The organism is Cryobacterium sp. N19, from assembly GCF_002929595.1.
Classification (GTDB): domain Bacteria; phylum Actinomycetota; class Actinomycetes; order Actinomycetales; family Microbacteriaceae; genus Cryobacterium; species Cryobacterium flavum.
This window is the reverse complement of sequence record NZ_PJJR01000049.1, coordinates 325,264-338,581: the sequence shown is the minus strand read 5'-3', so window position 1 is coordinate 338,581 and position 13,318 is coordinate 325,264. Positions and strand designations below refer to the sequence as shown.

Sequence of the window (13,318 nt, the reverse complement as noted above, 5' to 3'; positions counted from 1 at the left end):
CCGGACGAGAGTGAGAGCGCAATGACCAGCCCCTGGACAGGACCGCGCACTGACGAGAGTCATGAATGCGTGCGCAATGACCAGCCCCTGGACAGGACCGCGCACTGACGAGAGTAGGATTGGGCGCTATGTCTGATGGCCCCCTGATTGTCCAAAGTGACCGCACGGTGTTGCTCGAAGTCGCCCACCCTCTTGCCGAGGATGCTCGTCACGACCTCGCCGTTTTCGCCGAGCTGGAACGCGCGCCCGAACACATCCACACCTACCGCATCACGCGGCTCGGCCTGTGGAATGCCCGTGCGGCCGGGCACGATGCGTCGGATATGCTCGCAACGCTCGAGAAATATTCCAAATTCGCCATACCGCAAACGGTCAGCGTGGACATCACCGAGACCGTCGGGCGTTACGGCCGGCTCGTCATCGAGCGCGATTCCGAGGGCGCCCTCGTGCTGCACAGCAGCGACCAGGCCGTGCTCACCGAAATCGCCGGAGCCAAGCGAATCGCGCCACTGTTGATCGGGCATCCGTCACCGGAGACATACCTGGTGGAGGCGTGGGCACGCGGACAGCTCAAGCAGGAGCTGGTCAAACTCGGCTGGCCGGCCGAAGACCTCGCCGGGTACACGCCCGGAACTCCGCACGACATCGCCCTGTTGAAAGACGGCTGGGCGCTGCGCGACTACCAGAACAAGGCCGTCGCGAGCTTCTTCGACGGCGGTAGCGGCGTGGTCGTGCTGCCCTGTGGCGCGGGCAAGACCCTCGTCGGAGCCGGAGCCATGGCGACCGCGAAGACGAACACGCTCATTTTGGTGACCAACACGGTTTCCGCGCGCCAGTGGCGGGACGAGTTACTCAAGCGCACCACCCTGACCGCAGAGGAGATCGGCGAGTATTCCGGCCAGGTGAAAGAGGTCAAGCCGGTCACCATTGCGACCTATCAAATTCTCACCGCGAAGCGCAAGGGCGAGTACGCGCACCTTGAACTGCTCGACGCGATGGACTGGGGCCTCGTGATCTACGACGAGGTGCACCTGCTGCCCGCGCCCGTGTTCAAGCTCACCGCTGAGCTGCAGGCGCGTCGCCGCCTCGGCCTCACCGCCACGCTCGTGCGGGAGGATGGCCGGGAGGGCGACGTGTTCAGCCTGATCGGCCCGAAGCGCTTCGACGCCCCGTGGAAAGAGATCGAGGCCCAGGGCTTCATCTCCCCGGCCAACTGCTACGAGGTGCGCATCGACCTGCCGCAGTCCGAGCGGCTCAGCTACGCCGCTGCCGCCGACGACGAGCGCTATCGCCTGGCCGCGACCGCACCGGCCAAGCTCGGCGTGGTGCAGGCGCTGATCGCGAAGCACGAAGGCGAACGCATCCTCGTGATCGGCCAATACCTCGACCAGATCGACGAACTCGCCGAGGTCTTGAACGCCCCGCAGCTCACCGGCGCCACGCCGATCGACGAACGCGAGCGGCTGTACCAAGCGTTCCGGGTGGGCGAGGTGAAGGTGCTCGTCGTCTCGAAAGTCGCGAATTTCTCGGTCGACCTCCCCGAAGCGACCGTGGCCATCCAGGTGTCGGGCTCGTTCGGCTCCCGCCAGGAGGAAGCCCAGCGCCTCGGCCGGCTGCTGCGACCCAAGGAGTCCGGCTTGTCGGCGAACTTCTACACGCTGGTCGCCCGCGACACGGTCGACCAGGATTTTGCGCAGAATCGCCAGCGTTTTCTGGCCGAACAGGGCTACAGCTACACGATCCTCGACGCCCAGAGCCTCACGGCCCCCCTCGCTGTCTGACCCGCGGGCAGTTTTGTCCAGCGGCCTCGCCGACCCGTGAGTTTCCTGCGCCGACCCGCCCCCAAACTCACGGCTCGGTGAGCGGCCCGCCCCCAACTCACCTCTCGCCGAGCGGATCACCCCCCCCAGCCCCGCGCACACCCGCGTCCCCCGGTGGCTGTGGACGGGGCCCAGGCCCCGTCCACAGGCCCAGTTTATAAACTGGGCCCAGGGTTATAAGGTGGGCCCAGCCAGTGCGGCCCGGCGCAGGCCGCCCACCAGCACGCGATCAGCCCGCGCGCTCAGCCGCCCCCGCTCAGCCGGCGGGGCGCAGGTAGCGCAAAAAGAGCATGTCGCCGGCGCGCAGCACGTGCAGCAGTTCCATGGCTCGGGTCGCCGCGGCCTCCCCGACCGCGATACGCCCGGCGGAACCTCCGACGAGGACCGGGGCGAGGCTCAGGCAGAGCTCGTCGACCTGGTCCGCCGCGACCAGATCGCCGAACAGGTGCGGACCGCCCTCGCACAGAATCTGCGGCAGGCCCCGCGCCGCGAGCTCCGCCACCAACCGGCGTGGGTCAATCGCCTCGTCGCCGCAGATGACGACGTCGGCCACTGCGGCGAGCGCGGCCCGGCGGTCGGCCGGTGCGGCAGCATGGGTCAGCACGATCGGCCGGGTCGCCGCATCAACGAAAACCGGATGCCCCGGCTCAAGATCCAGCCGCCCCGACACAATCGCAACGGGGGGCTGGGAGGCCAGGCCCGCTTGCACGCGCCAGGCCGCGTCATCCTCTGACAGGAGAATGCCGCCGTAGCCCTCGGCCCGCACGGTTCCGGCGCCGACCAGAATCACGTCGGTGAGCAGCCGCATGGTGTCGAAGACCAGCTTGTCGTCGGCGTTATTCAGGCCACCGCTGAGGCCGTCAACCGTGGCGGCGCCATCGAGGCTCGCGATAAAATTCACGCGCACCCACGGCACCGAGCGGTCAGCCACCCGGTAACGCTCGATCAATTCGGCCCGTGGCGGCAGTTCGGCGCGTACGGAAGACTCAGAGCTCGGAGGTAGTTCGGCCCGCACCGACGACTCAGCCCGCGAGGGCACTTCGGCACCCATCAGGCGAGGTTGTGACGCTCGTAGGCAGGCTCGCGAAACCCGAGGATGGCCTCGGTCATGCGCACGGCGTCGACGGCGGCCCGCACGTTGTGCATGCGCACGATGCGGGCGCCCTGCAGAATGCAGACCGTCATGGCGGCCAGCGACCCCTCGACCCGTTCGCCGCGCTCACGGTCAAGGCTCTCCCCCACGAAATCCTTGTTCGACACGGCCACCAGGGTGGGCAGGCCGAGGCCGGCGATCTCACCGAGCCGACGGGTCAGTTCGAGCGAGTGCCGGGTGGTCTTGTTGAGGTCATGGCCAGGGTCGATGATGAGGCGTTCGGGCGGCACCCCGCGCCCGACCGCACGGTCGACCCTGGCGAGCAGAAACGCGCTCACCTCGGCCACGACATCGTCGTAGTGCGGCGCCGGGTACGGCATTCGCGGCGCCGCGAGGCTGTGCGTGATCACCAGGGTGGCATCGCTGTTTGCAACGACATCGGCCATCGCGGGGTCATGCACCCCGGTCGTGTCGTTGATCACGTGCGCGCCGGCGGCGATGCTCGCGGCGGCCACGGCGGGGTGAAAGGTGTCGACCGAGATGACGACCCCGGAACCGCGCAGGGCCTCGACCACCGGAACCACCCGGTCGATCTCCTGCTCGATCGGCACGGCCGGCCCGGGCGCGAACTTCGCACCGCCGATATCGATCCAGTCGGCCCCGTCGGCAATAGCCTGACGGGCCGCCAGAACGGATGCGTCGAGAGCGAACGTTGCGCCCTGGTCATAGAACGAGTCCGGCGTGCGATTGATGATGGCCATCACGGCCACCTCACGATCGAAGTCGAAGGTGCGGCCGCCGATCAGCCGGCGCGGGGCATCCAGTTGTGGCAGCGTCAAGGCCGGGGCCGAACTGATTCTGGTGCGGGTCATATCGGTCCTCAGGTTGAAACACGTCGATCGTTCCTCCCATCATGTCGGTAATTCGTGCCGCACGACGGATCACCGCCCGCCGATCCCACCACGTACCGCCCACTCTCAGCAAAGCTCCAGCTAACGCGCAGATACTAGTGGCATGACTGACGGCCCCCGCATCCTTATCGTCGATGACGAACCCAATATCCGCGATCTCCTCACCACCAGCCTCCGTTTCGCCGGCTTCGCCGTGCGCGCCGTTGGCAATGGTGCACAGGCCATCTCCGCCGTGCTCGAGGAGGAACCCGACCTCATCATTCTCGACGTCATGCTCCCCGACATGAACGGCTTCGGGGTCACCAAGCGCCTGCGTTCGGCCGGCTACACCGCACCGATCCTCTTCCTCACGGCAAAAGACGACACCGAGGACAAGATCACCGGACTAACGGTCGGCGGCGATGACTACGTGACCAAGCCGTTCAGCCTCGACGAGATCGTCGCGCGCATCAAGGCCATTCTGCGCCGCACCATGCACGCCGACGAGGATGCCGTGATCCGCGCCGGCGAGCTCACCATGGACCAGGACACCCACGAGGTTCTCGTGGGCACCGAGGCCATCGAGCTGAGCCCGACCGAGTTCAAGCTGCTGCGCTACCTCATGCTGAACCCCAACCGGGTGCTGTCAAAGGCGCAGATCCTCGACCACGTCTGGGAGTACGACTTCAATGGTGACGCCGGAATCGTGGAGAGCTACATCTCCTACCTGCGCCGCAAGGTCGACGTGCACTCGAGCGAACCGCTCATCCAGACCAAGCGTGGCTTCGGCTACATGCTCAAGGCTGCCAAGGCATGATCCATGGGGCTTAGGCACAGCGAGCTTTCGTAGACTAAATTCACTTATGCACGAAACCCTGTCCAGGCGGTGGAGCAGCATCTCCCTCCGTTCCAAGATCACCGGTGTCACGGTGCTGATGCTCACGCTCGGCCTGCTCGTTTCGGGCATCGGCACCATGGCCATGCTCAAGCAGTATGTGGTGACCCAGGTCGACACGCAGCTGCAGGTCGACACGCAGACCGCGCTCAGCGGCTACTCGTCGAGCGTGTTCTCGCAGGGTGACACCGAGGGCGTCGCGTCGGACTACTTCGTGGCACTGTATGACCAGGACGGCGCCCTGATCACCCGCACCTGGCAGGAACGCGACCACGCTGAGCTGCCTGTGGTGGGTATGCCGCTCGACCTGAAGCGGGTGTCGCAGCTCGACGGGCAGATTCAGACACTCTGGGACGCTGCCCACGACACCGAGTTTCACGCCATCATGGTGCCCGTGGTGATCAGCCCCACCGGCACCTACGGCACCCTCGTCATGGCCGTTTCGCTGCGGCCGACCGAGAACACCATGGCCACCTATCTCACGATCTTTCTGGGCTTCGGCGCCGGGGTCGTGTTGATTGGTGCCATGCTCACCCGGGTGCTCGTCACGACCACCTTCGTGCCGTTGCGTGAGGCGGAACAGACCGCCGCGGCCATCGCCGACGGCGACTTCAGCCAGCGGCTCGGCGGGGCCACCCCAAACACCGAGGTCGGTCGCCTCAACCGCTCGCTCAACATCATGCTCAGCCGCATCGACCGCGCCTTCAAAGACCGAGCCCGCACCATCGACCAGATGCGCCGCTTCGTCGGCGATGCCAGCCACGAGCTGCGCACCCCTCTCGTCTCGGTGCGCGGTTACGCCGAGCTGTACCGCATGGGCGCGCTGCAAACCCCCGAAGATGTTGCTCAGGCCATGGAACGCATCGAGAAAGAGGCCATTCGCATGGGCGGCCTGGTCGAGGACCTGCTCGAACTCGCTCGCCTCGACGAGACCAAGCCGCTCGCGCTGACCCCGGTCGACCTCGTTCCCCTGGCCCGTGACGCCGCCCTCGATGCCATGGCGAGCTCCCCGGGCCGCCAGGTCACCGTACTCACTCCCCCGGCTGTTGTCGGGCCGCTCGATGGCGATCTCGACGGGCACGTTGACGGCGACTCCGGCAAAATTGTGCCGTTCGAAAACGACTCGTCGGAGAGCGTCACCACCGGCGCCATCACCCGGCCGTCCGGAACCGGCACGCCGACCGGAGCCATCGCCTTCGCCGGCGCCACCCTGGCCCGGCTGCGCACCCGCAAACCGCGTCGAGGAACCGTCGTTCTGCCCGAGGCTGACCTGACTGTACTGCCGGTGGAGCCGCAACTGCCGCCGATCGTCATGGCCGAAGAGAACAAGATTCGGCAAGTCATCACCAACCTGATGGGCAATGCGATGCGCTTCACCGCCTCGGACAGCCCGATCGAGCTCGAGGTGATGGTCGACTCGCACGCCCAGCGAGCTTCCATCGCCGTGATCGACCACGGCGAGGGAATTCCGCCGCAGATTCGGGAGAAGATCTTCCAGCGATTCTGGCGCGCCGACTCGTCTCGCGCTCGCGAAACCGGCGGCAGCGGCCTCGGACTCGCCATCGTCGCCGCGATCGTCGCGAGCCATAACGGCACCGTCGATGTCGTCGACACTCCCGGCGGCGGCGCCACCTTCCGTATCTCGCTGCCCCTCGCCGGAACGCCGAGCGCCCCGCAGCACGCCCAGCCCGTCATCCCGTAGGGGCTCCTCCCCAGGGTACGGGTGGCGACATCCGCTCACAGATCCGGGCCTGACAAGCGGATGCTGCCGCTCCTCTTCTACTCTCACAGTCACCAACCACTGTTATGTAGGAGAAGGGCACACCATGACGAGCTTTCAGGTCGACAGCGATGCGGTGCAGAGCACCGCGAGCACCGCCCGCGGCACCATCGCGCGAGTGCAGGCCGATGTGGGCGATCTCAACGCTCAGCTGACCAGTCTCGAAGGGTTCTGGACCGGCCAGGCCTCCGCCGCCTTTCAGAGCGCCTTCGCCGAGTGGCGTGGCATGCACCAGCAGCTGGAGGAAAGCCTGACCGTGCTCAACCAGGCGCTGAGCGTGGCCGGGCAGCAGTACGCCGAGACCGAGCAGGCCAACACCCGACTGTTCGCACGATGAGGCGAACGCCTGCACCTGCTCGGCCAGCTACGCCTACTCGGTCGCGAGGGCCACGACCGGGGTGATGCGGGTTGCCCGGCGGGAGGGCACCAGCGACGCCACCGCGGTGAGGGCAACCGCCGCGACAACGATAACCGCGAGCAGCACGAGCGGCACCGTCGGCACCACGATGCCCGGTGAGCCCTGGATACCGCCGATGAGCGACTGCGCCCCGGCCCAGCCGTAGAACGTACCGAGCACAAGGCCGACGACCACCGCCGCGGCGCTGAGTTGCGCGCTCTCGATGAGAATCATGCGGCGGATCTGACGCGCTGTGAACCCTAGCGCGCGCAGCAGGCCCAGTTCCCGGGTGCGCTGCAGCACGTTGAGGGAGAAGTTGTTCACCATTCCGATGGCAGCGATCAGGGCGCTGAACCCCATCAGTACCGAGAACACTGTCACCGTAATGGCCAGCAGCGGGTCGACGCCCGCGTAGACCCCGGGCATTGACTCTTGAGCCGCCTCGATGAGGCTTTGGTAGCTCGCCACCGTCACGGCGAACGTCGTGATCAGGGTGACTCCGATGACGAGCCCAATCGTGGTGCGAGCGCTCCGCTCGGGGTAGCGCACCGCGTTCTCGCGAGCGAGGCGGGCCGTGGCGCTGGTTCCGAACGCCCGGCCGATGAGGCGCAGGGCGCGCGGCATGATGACAGAGGCTCCCAGCACAACGCCGGTAAACGAAAATATTCCGCCGACGAGTCCGATGAGCACGCCGAGCGGATCCACGAGGCCGACCAGCACGCCCGCAACCAGAATCAGGTCGCCGCTGACAAACACAGCGAGGGCAACCCTGTTGCGAACTCGCCGGGCGGTCTGCTCGCTGAATGATGACTCACCGGCCGCACCGAGGGCATCCATCGGCGAGACTGACAGTACGCGCCGCGATCCTGCCCACGAGGCCGCGGTCGTGGTGAGGGCGACGGCCAGGACCGGCAGCAGCATCGTGGCCGTGAGGTAACTGTAGTTCCCGGCTGGGAGCGCGCCGGACCGCACCCCGGCATAGACGACGAGGAGGGAAAACAGCACGCCAGCGATTCCCCCCATCAAGGCCCCGACCACCCCGACGGTGAGCCCTTCCCGGGCGACGGCGAGGCGCTGCCTGGCTGCGCTCGAGCCGATGAGCCGCAGCAGGGCAATCGTACGCACCCGACCGGCGATGATGGTAGCAAAGGTGTTCGCCGTGACCAAGGCGCCCACGTAGAGGGCGATGACGACGAACACGACGGCGATGAACGAGAGGATGAAGGTGAGTGTGGCGCTGTCAACGCCGGAATCGCGGATGACCTGGGTGAGAACACCGGTGATGGAGATCAGGCTGACGCCGAACGCCGTCGACAGGCCTGCCACCAGGATGCTCGGAGCGTGTTCGCGCACTGTGTGCACGGTGAGATTCATGAGAGGGCTTCCATGCCGAGCATGATCGAGCTGATCTGTTCGGGGGTGGAACGACCACGATCGTCGACCACGCGGCCGTCGTTCAAAACGATGATGCGATCGGCGTAGCTGGCAGCGACCGGATCGTGCGTCACCATGGCGATGCTCTGCCCGTACTCTCGGCTCGCGGTTTGAAGGAGGGTGAGCACTTCCCGCGAGGTGCGGGAATCGAGGTTGCCGGTCGGCTCATCTGCGAACACCAGGTCCGGCCGCGTCGCCAGAGCGCGAGCGATCGCCACGCGCTGCTGCTGGCCGCCCGACAGTTCGTGCGGGCGGTGCCGCAGTCGATCGCTGAGCCCGAGCACCGCCACGAGCCGGTCGATCCACGCCCGTTCGTCGATCGAGGGCGCTCGTCCGTCGAGTTCGAAGGGCAACAGAATATTTCCGCTGATGTCGAGCGTGGGCACCAGGTTGAAGGATTGAAAGATGAAGCCGACCCGCCGCCGCCGCAGAACGGTCAGGCTCGAATCATCGAGGCGGGAGATATCGCTGTCGCCGAGCCACACCGATCCGCTGCTCGCGGTGTCGAGGCCGGCCATGATGTGCATCAGGGTTGATTTGCCCGACCCGCTCGGGCCCATGATGGCCGTGAACTCGCCACGGCGAATTCCGACGCTCACGTCGGTGAGGGCATTCACCCGAGTGTTCGTGGCCCCGTAATACTTATGCAGCTGGGTCACCCGGGCGACGAGGCCGAGGTCAGTCGTTGTAGTTTTCATGTCTTCCAGTCTGGAGAACCGCCCCAATCCGCGCGTCCGACCCCAGGATGGTGCTGCTACATCGCAGGGATGACTGGGAGTTAGGCGATGAGCGAGTTTTCGTAGGCGTAGACCACCAGTTGCACGCGATCGCGCAGTTCAAGCTTGGCCAGGGTTCGACTGATGTGTGTCTTCACTGTCGCCTCACTGAGAAACTCCGTCGCCGCGATTTCGGCGTTGCTGAGCCCCCGGGCCGCGAGCGCGAAGATCTCCTGCTCGCGCGGGGTGAGACGGGTGTAGGCGACCGGCGGGGCCGGCGGCATCCGTTTCTGGTCGAAGTGCTCGAACAGCTCGATGATCTGCGCGGCGGCGATGACAGACGAGCCCGCGTGCACGGTGCGGATTGCGGCGAGCAGAAACTCCGGATCGGCGTCTTTCAGCACGAAACCGCTCGCGCCCCCACGAATCGCGCGCGCTGCGGCTTCGTCGAGGTCGAAGGTGGTTAGCACGATGATGCGGGGGCCACCCCCACCGGCCGCTCTCGACGCGTTCACGATGTGAGAGGTTGCTTCGATGCCGTCCATGACCGGCATGCGTATGTCCATGAGCACCACGTCGGGGCTGGCCGACTCGACCAGGCGGATGCCGTCGGCCCCGTTTGCAGCTTCGCCCACGCACTCGAGGTCAACCTGCGACGAGATCAGCAGTCGGAGTCCGGCACGGAACAGTGCCTGGTCGTCGACGAGGGCAACGCGAATCGGAGTGGTCATGCGGGCATCGCCCCTCTGGTGTGCGGAAGCGACGCTGTCAGCGTCGGCAGTGTCAAGCACACGACGAAACGATCGCCCACCTCGCCGGCCTCGAAGGAGCCTCCGGCCAGAACCGCGCGCTCGCGCATGCCGTCGAGGCCGTGCCCGTGCGGCGCGGCACCGACCGGCCGTGACCCCCGCAGCCCGCTGTCCACGGTGAGGATGACGGCATGTGCCTCCCAGCTGAAGCCGATGCGGACGCCTATTGCGGAGTCGCCGTGACGAAGCACGTTGGTCAGTGATTCCTGCACGATTCGGTAAATCACGAGCTGTTGCCCCGGTCCGAGCGCAGCAGCCGGCCCGGAAGCGATGCGCTCAATCATGAGGCCCGAAGCGCGCAACTGGTCGATGAGCCGGTCGAGATCGTCGAGGGTAGGCTGTGGTGCGGCCACGACGGACCGGTCTGACCGGTCGCTACCGGGATCGGCATCATCGTTGGCGCGCAACTGGCCCAGCAGTACTCGCACGTCGGCCAGGGCTGACCGGGCCGTGCTTGCGATGGTGCGGAAGGCCTCATCCGCTGCTTCGGGGTCGGCGGCACGCGCGTAGCGTCCGCCGTCGGCCTGAGCGATTACAACGGCGAGGGAATGCGCCACCACATCGTGCATGTCGCGGGCGATGCGGGTTCGCTCCTGCTCCACCGCCACTTCGCGCCGGGCGTCGGCCTGCTCAGCCGCCGCCGAACGGAGAGCAGCCCTGCCGTCCCGCGCGGTTCGCCAGGTAGCCACGAGCAACCCGAGAACCCAGCTCAGCCCGAACAACGCCGCGGCAGAGACGAAACCGATCACCCCTGGGGCTCCAGCCTGGAAGGCCTCGCCCGTTCGTATCTGCAGAACGAGACTGGTGAGCCCGTCGAAGCCGCCGGACTGAAGGAATAGCACGTACACGGTCGCGATCAGCGCACCGATGGGCACCGATGCGAGACCGGCCCACCTGACGGTTCGGGAACCGTAGGCAGCCGTGGCAAACAGCACGGGAAGAACGGCCGCGTTCGCGATATCGGGAGGCAACGACGCGGAGAGTTGAACGGCTACAGTGCACCACACCAGCCCGAGCGCGATACCCGGACTGAGCCGTCTCAGGAACAGGGCACCGGCCATACCGACAGTCATCCAGAACGCCACGACCCCGTCGTAGCCGAGCACTGTACGCGCGAGGAGCGCGATCACGGCCATCACGGCATCCACCAGGAGTTGCGGGCGGGAGAGGCTGCGGATCATGACTCAACCGTAGACGGTGAATGACCGGTGGTCATTGCGCGGGGGACACAGCCATCTCGTCTGGGTCGTTCGGCGTCCAGCCGTACCAGCCGTCGGCGATCTTGATTACGGCCCAGTTGGCGCAGGCGAAGACACGATCCACGTACACGTCATCCGGTGACCAGTCTTCGGCGTAGGTCGGTGCCGACTGCCGGTCGGTCTCCGCACACTGCATGGGGTCGAGATCCGAGTTGGTTGTCACCGCCAGGATGGCCGGACCGCCGCCGGCCGCCTCCTCCCGGATCGTGATTTGGGTCGCATCGGCGGGCAGCCAGTCCGCAGGCTGGTCCCATTCCTCGGTGAGGATCGGCACAGACGCGAATTCGAGCGACTTCTCGCGCTGGACCTGTTCGATGATGCTCGAACACCCGGTGAGGGCGAGGGCGGTCAGCGCTGCGGCGGCGAGAACGGGGAGGAGCTGGATCATTTTCACATCTCCAGCCTGCTGGGTCACTACCGGGCGGTCGTCCGTTCCGAGTCGCTACGTGCTACCTCGCAAGGATGACTCTGTCGGGTGGACCGAACTCATGGCTCGACGCGGAACGCACAAAAAATGGGCGCCTCCCGAAGAAGACGCCCACTTTCGTGTACTGCTGGCGGGACTTAGAAGTCCATGCCACCCGAGGGGTCGCCGGCCGGAGCCGAGTTCTTCTCGGGCTTGTCGGCGACGACGGCCTCGGTGGTGAGGAACAGTCCGGCGATCGACGATGCGTTCAGCAGCGCGGAGCGGGTGACCTTCACCGGGTCATTGATTCCGGCAGCGATCATGTCGACGTACTCGCCGGTGGCGGCGTTGAGGCCCCATCCGACGGGCAGGTTGCGCACCTTGTCGGCGACAACGCCCGGCTCCATGCCGGCGTTGAGTGCGATCTGCTTGAGCGGGGCGTCGATGGCAACGCGCACGATGTTCGCGCCGGTCGCCTCGTCACCAACGAGGTCAAGGATTGCCTTGCCCTCGAATGCGGTCTTGCCGGCCTGAATCAGTGCAACGCCACCACCGGCAACGATACCCTCTTCGACGGCAGCCTTGGCGTTACGCACTGCATCTTCGATGCGGTGCTTGCGCTCCTTGAGCTCAACCTCCGTTGCGGCTCCAGCCTTGATGACAGCAACGCCGCCAGCAAGCTTGGCGAGGCGCTCCTGGAGCTTCTCGCGGTCGTAGTCGCTGTCGGTGTTCTCGATCTCGGCACGGATCTGCGAGACGCGACCGGCGATGGCTTCGACGTCGCCGGCACCCTCAACGATCGTGGTCTCGTCCTTGGTGATGACGACCTTGCGGGCGCTACCAAGCAGGTCGAGGGTGACGTTCTCAAGCTTGAGGCCGACCTCTTCCGAGATGACCTGTCCACCGGTGAGGATGGCGATGTCCTGCAGCTGAGCCTTGCGACGGTCGCCGAAGCCCGGAGCCTTGACGGCGACGGACTTGAAGATGCCACGGATCTTGTTCACAACGAGCGTGGCCAGTGCCTCCCCATCGACGTCTTCCGCAATGATGAGGAGCTGCTTGCCAGTCTGGATGACCTTGTCCACGATGGGGAGCAGGTCCTTGATGTTGGAGACCTTGGAGTTGACGATCAGGATGTAGGGGTCTTCGAAGACCGCTTCCTGACGGTCGGGGTCGGTGACGAAGTACGCCGACAGGAAGCCCTTGTCGAAGCGCATGCCCTCGGTGAGCTCGAGCTCGGTGCCGAAGGTGTTCGACTCCTCGACGGTGACAACACCTTCCTTGCCGACCTTGTCGATGGCCTCGGCGATGATCGCGCCGATCTCGGTGTCTCCGGCGGAGATGGACGCGGTTGCGGCGATCTCTTCCTTGGTTTCGATTTCCTTGGCGCTGGCGACGAGCTCGGCGATGACAGCGGCCGTAGCCTTCTCGATGCCGCGCTTCAGGCTGATCGGGTCGGCGCCGGCAGCGACGTTGCGCAGGCCTTCGCGAACCAGGGCCTGGGCGAGAACGGTTGCGGTGGTCGTGCCGTCGCCGGCTACGTCATCCGTCTTCTTGGCGACCTCTTTGACGAGCTCCGCACCGATCTTCTCGTACGGGTCGTCGAGCTCGATCTCCTTGGCGATTGACACGCCGTCGTTGGTGATCGTGGGGGCGCCCCACTTCTTCTCCAGAACGACGTTGCGTCCGCGCGGGCCGAGGGTGACCTTGACGGTGTCGGCCAGAATGTTCAGGCCGCGCTCAAGCCCACGACGGGCCTCTTCATTGAATGCAATGATTTTTGCCATATGTGTAACTCGTCCCTCCCGGACGTTCCAAA

At 66.0% G+C, this 13,318-nt stretch carries 12 protein-coding genes; 4 read left to right on the top strand and 8 right to left on the bottom strand.

Going from position 1 to position 13,318, the window contains the following annotated elements:
• The first annotated feature begins 128 nt into the window (after nucleotides 1-128).
• Complete coding sequence (locus CXY78_RS09540) at nucleotides 129-1,781, top strand: DNA repair helicase XPB (RefSeq protein ID WP_104089149.1); 1,653 nt, start codon at nucleotides 129-131, stop codon at nucleotides 1,779-1,781.
• Between the two features lie 295 nt (nucleotides 1,782-2,076).
• Here the strand turns inward: CXY78_RS09540 and CXY78_RS09535 are convergent, their stop codons facing one another.
• Together CXY78_RS09535 and folP are read right to left on the bottom strand one after the other, a co-directional pair.
• Complete coding sequence (locus tag CXY78_RS09535) at nucleotides 2,077-2,871, bottom strand: pyrimidine reductase family protein (RefSeq protein ID WP_092341857.1); 795 nt, start codon at nucleotides 2,869-2,871, stop codon at nucleotides 2,077-2,079.
• Entirely contained in the window at nucleotides 2,871-3,785 is a 915-nt protein-coding gene (gene folP / locus CXY78_RS09530; RefSeq protein ID WP_104089148.1) for a dihydropteroate synthase, read from the bottom strand. Before folP ends, CXY78_RS09535 begins: the two co-directional genes overlap by 1 nt.
• Nucleotides 3,786-3,927: 142 nt before the next feature.
• Here folP and CXY78_RS09525 point away from each other — a divergent pair, with 142 nt between their 5' ends.
• The 3 genes from CXY78_RS09525 to CXY78_RS09515 all read left to right on the top strand — a co-directional run bounded on the left by CXY78_RS09525 (nucleotide 3,928) and on the right by CXY78_RS09515 (nucleotide 6,815).
• On the top strand, nucleotides 3,928-4,620 hold the full coding sequence (locus CXY78_RS09525) for a response regulator transcription factor (RefSeq protein ID WP_092112483.1): 693 nt from the start codon (nucleotides 3,928-3,930) through the stop codon (nucleotides 4,618-4,620).
• Between the two features lie 46 nt (nucleotides 4,621-4,666).
• On the top strand, nucleotides 4,667-6,400 hold the full coding sequence (locus tag CXY78_RS09520) for a HAMP domain-containing sensor histidine kinase (RefSeq protein WP_104089146.1): 1,734 nt from the start codon (nucleotides 4,667-4,669) through the stop codon (nucleotides 6,398-6,400).
• A gap of 124 nt (nucleotides 6,401-6,524) precedes the next feature.
• Complete coding sequence (locus CXY78_RS09515) at nucleotides 6,525-6,815, top strand: WXG100 family type VII secretion target (protein WP_092341854.1); 291 nt, start codon at nucleotides 6,525-6,527, stop codon at nucleotides 6,813-6,815.
• A 33-nt stretch (nucleotides 6,816-6,848) separates the two neighbouring features.
• Here CXY78_RS09515 and CXY78_RS09510 read toward each other — a convergent pair whose 3' ends face one another.
• The 6 genes from CXY78_RS09510 to groL form a co-directional block, all read right to left on the bottom strand.
• Nucleotides 6,849-8,249 carry an ABC transporter permease gene (locus CXY78_RS09510; protein ID WP_104089145.1) on the bottom strand — a complete coding sequence of 467 codons (1,401 nt, stop codon included), beginning with the start codon at nucleotides 8,247-8,249 and terminating at the stop codon, nucleotides 6,849-6,851.
• Nucleotides 8,246-9,007, bottom strand: coding sequence for an ABC transporter ATP-binding protein (locus CXY78_RS09505; protein ID WP_092341852.1), 762 nt, complete (start codon nucleotides 9,005-9,007; stop codon nucleotides 8,246-8,248). The genes CXY78_RS09510 and CXY78_RS09505 overlap by 4 nt, the downstream gene beginning before the upstream one ends.
• 80 nt (nucleotides 9,008-9,087) lie before the next feature.
• On the bottom strand, nucleotides 9,088-9,756 hold the full coding sequence (locus tag CXY78_RS09500; protein ID WP_092341851.1) for a response regulator transcription factor: 669 nt from the start codon (nucleotides 9,754-9,756) through the stop codon (nucleotides 9,088-9,090).
• Entirely contained in the window at nucleotides 9,753-11,015 is a 1,263-nt protein-coding gene (locus CXY78_RS09495; protein ID WP_104089143.1) for a sensor histidine kinase, read from the bottom strand. The genes CXY78_RS09500 and CXY78_RS09495 overlap by 4 nt, the downstream gene beginning before the upstream one ends.
• A 31-nt stretch (nucleotides 11,016-11,046) precedes the next feature.
• Nucleotides 11,047-11,481 (bottom strand): hypothetical protein, encoded by a 435-nt coding sequence (locus CXY78_RS09490; protein WP_104089141.1) that lies wholly within the window; start codon nucleotides 11,479-11,481, stop codon nucleotides 11,047-11,049.
• 176 nt (nucleotides 11,482-11,657) lie between these two features.
• Entirely contained in the window at nucleotides 11,658-13,286 is a 1,629-nt protein-coding gene (gene groL, locus CXY78_RS09485) for a chaperonin GroEL (protein WP_092341848.1), read from the bottom strand.
• Nucleotides 13,287-13,318 lie beyond the last annotated feature (32 nt).